The sequence below is a fragment of the Pseudoflavonifractor phocaeensis genome (assembly GCF_016901735.1).
GTDB lineage: Bacteria > Bacillota > Clostridia > Oscillospirales > Oscillospiraceae > Pseudoflavonifractor_A.
Genome location: NZ_JACLZC010000267.1, coordinates 1 through 204, shown reverse-complemented (window position 1 = coordinate 204; position 204 = coordinate 1). Strand labels below are relative to the sequence as shown.

The following is a 204-nucleotide window of genomic DNA, read 5'->3' as shown; positions in this document are numbered from 1 at the left end:
GAGACCAACGGCGGCTCCTCCGTGGACAGCCAGTCCGTGGCCGAAAACGGCACCGTGGCCAAGCCCGCCGACCCTGTACACGGCAGCTTTACCTTCAACGGCTGGTATGCCGACCCTGCCTGCACCACCCTCTATGACTTCTCCGCCCCCGTCACCGGCGACCTCACCCTCTATGCCGGCTGGAAGATGGTGGGCTTTGAGGGC

1 protein-coding gene is annotated in these 204 nt (G+C 65.7%); it reads left to right on the top strand.

Annotated elements, in window-relative coordinates; translation table 11 throughout:
- On the top strand, positions 1–204 hold a 204-nt coding region (locus tag H7U37_RS15530; protein WP_204877060.1), incomplete at both ends, for an InlB B-repeat-containing protein.